Here is a 2673-nt window from a genome sequence, read left to right on the forward strand (position 1 = left end):
TACTCGTCGAATTGGTAGAGCTAAAACATCCGTAGTCTACGGTCGGGTGAGGTTCGAGAGTCACCCCTCTTCCCTCCCCTAAGAACCGTGCATGAGACTTTCGCGCTCACACGGCTCAAGCCTTATCTCAGACGAGATTTAACTTGGGTTTTATGTACCTGCATGTGACACGGTTTGTGTAGGTGCTGGAGGTTTTCCGCGTCGTCCGTTCCGCCTTCAGCAACAGGTACTATATGATGGGTTTCGATTTCCTCTCCGTTGAATAGTGGTTCGCCACATTCCGGGCATTTCCAGCCTTGGTTTTCTGCTACTGTGAAAAGCTTAGTGCCTTTATTAAAGCGAGTTTTTCCAAGTTTCTGGTGGCGTTTGTCCCAATATTCTTTTAGCGAAGGGTCGTCTGGGCTAGCGTTACCTTTGACTTTTATATGACGTTCAATGGGAGTAGATGCGATTTGGTAGAGGATAAGTCCTTTGTCTTTTCCACGTCTGTCGCTTGTAGTGCAAGCGAAAATCCACTGGTTGCCTTTAACGGTCTTGAAGTAGCGCTTGCGTACCCATCTTGCATTTTTGTTGGGGTGTCTACGCTTTGCCCAACGCCAAAGGTATTGCCATATCCGATATGAGATATAGCTAAAGGTTTCTTTGCTTATCACCCCTTTGTAGTAATTAGCAAAACCTCTGAGAATTGGATTGAGCTTTCTGATAAGTACTTCCTGTTCTACACTACTCAGGTTTCTAATTTCCTCCCCCAACCGCTTACAGAAGGCAAGAACCTTCTTTTTGGATGGTTTGATTAGTAGTTTTCCCTTGTAGTGCCGGGAATTGAACCCCAGAAAGTCGAAGCCATCTTCCATTGACGTGATGACCGTCTTCTCAGTACTTAGCTCAAGACCTCGTTTTGACATCCATGCTTGTATCAGGTTTTGGGCAGTTTCGAGACTTTCCTTGTCTCTAGCCGTAACAATAAAGTCATCGGCATATCGTACCACCCCAAGTTTCGGATTGGTGACTTTTATAAATGTTTCTAAGCCATGCAATCCAATGTTGGCTAGTAGTGGCGAAATAACGCCACCTTGTGGTGTGCCTTGTTCCGTTGGGTTTAGCTTCCCTTGGAACACAAAACCCGCTTTTAACCATCCTTTGATGAGTTCTCTGTTTGGGAAATTACTCATCATGTTCAGGATGGATTCATGGGCAATGTTGTCGAAGAATCCCTTGATGTCAGCTTCTAGAACCCAAGTGTCTCTGCCCGTATTACTCATGCAAGTTCTAATAAAACATTGCTCAATGGCATCCTGACAGCTTCTTCCCGGTCGGAATCCGTAGGAGTGTTGCTCGAATACGACTTCCCATTCGGGTTCTAGTGAGTTCTTTACTATTGCCTGTTCGATTCTGTCGCGCACGGTCGGGATGCCGAGCGGTCGAAACTTCCCGTTGGGCTTTGGTATCTCTACCCTTCGGGTCGGTTTGAGGTTTCCCCCTTCCCAATTGTTTACCAGGGTCACTCGTTGCTCTGGGGTATTGATAACTTCTTTATCAATGCCTGCCGTTGCCTTACCTTGGTTGGTCTGAGTGATGCGTCGAACTGACAGCAGCAAATTTGCGTAACTTCTTTGCATTAACTTCTGCAAGCTCCGTAGCTTACGGAAGTCCCCAAGTTTCCTCGCACGAAAGATTCTTTGACGTAGGTTTCTCACGAGCTTGTTAACCTTCTTCCAGTTAACCTGGTTCCAGTCTTCAAGCTGTTTCTTCAGTCCGTTTGTTGTCAGTGATGACACCATCTAACTTGTCCTCAGATTGGATTCCCTTGTCTCGTTCCTTCCGTATAAGACCCAGAAGAAGTCAGCTTTCCTTTCGGTCAGAGGTGATGTTTCAACCCCTATCTGGTTCGTTACCAACCAGCATTCGCTTTCTCTTCCATCCTTTACCCTCCAGAGAGTTCCGTCTTTGTTGCCTCAGACCTACTAAAAGTAATCGACCTCTCTTAGACTCTGTAGGGCTTACCCTGTTGGATCGCTTAGTTTTATTCGTTTCCTTTAGGTGCTAACTCTTCTGCGATGGGAATGTAGTTCACACAACAAATGGATAGCCTACCCATTTGTTCAACCCATTTACCTTTTGGTTAATGCCTATCAGCCTTATTTGGCATTTTTAGGAATCACGCAGTTTATATGTCAGTTCACTTTCGTTCACCATTAGAAACTTTTCCCTCTAGCTCCTGACCAATTTAGGCTACCAGCTTTGGTTACGTTTGGGGTCTGCATTCCATCCTGTTCATTATTTACTGGGGATGTGACCGGACTCCGAAGAGTCTTTTCCATGAGGGTATGGGGTGTGAAACCCATAGGGGTGTCGGCTCCCCGTACTAAACGACCAGTTCAGGTCGCGCAGGCTAGTTCCTAACCCCGGTTGCGAATTAGTCGCAACGTTATATAAAACCATCACAGAACCTCTATCGCGAGGTATTTCAAATCCGCAATCACTACAAACATGATAGCGATTTGATAAAGAAGCCCAATCTTTATGGACTATTCCACAGTTAGGGCAGCGCTGTGATGGTTTTATTTGTTTTGTAGGCAGTATCAGCATCAAACCACCTTTTTGTTCGATTTTGTACGCCATCATTTTATTGAGCGTACTAAACCCAACAGAAAGAATTGACTTATTGAGTCC

General features: G+C 45.5%; 2 protein-coding genes. Both read right to left on the reverse strand.

Features of this window, described 5'->3' with window-relative positions; translation table 11 throughout:
- Positions 1 to 122 precede the first annotated feature (122 nt).
- The gene (gene ltrA, locus MiSe_RS48485; RefSeq protein ID WP_226594605.1) at positions 123 to 1781 is read right to left on the reverse strand and encodes a group II intron reverse transcriptase/maturase; all 1659 of its coding nucleotides are present in this window, start codon (positions 1779 to 1781) and stop codon (positions 123 to 125) included.
- Positions 1782 to 2277: 496 nt separating this feature from the next.
- Positions 2278 to 2673: zinc ribbon domain-containing protein (locus MiSe_RS48490; RefSeq protein ID WP_226594607.1), on the reverse strand; the 396-nt coding region annotated here is incomplete at its 5' end.

Origin of the sequence: Microseira wollei NIES-4236 (assembly GCF_020521235.1) — a bacterium.
Taxonomy (GTDB): Bacteria; Cyanobacteriota; Cyanobacteriia; order Cyanobacteriales; family Aerosakkonemataceae; genus Microseira; species Microseira wollei.

What these genes read in the sequence shown, in the direction of transcription:
- ltrA (WP_226594605.1), bottom strand. Translation starts at nt 1,781, where the DNA reads ATGGTGTCATCACTGACAACAAACGGACTGAAGAAACAGCTTGAAGAC.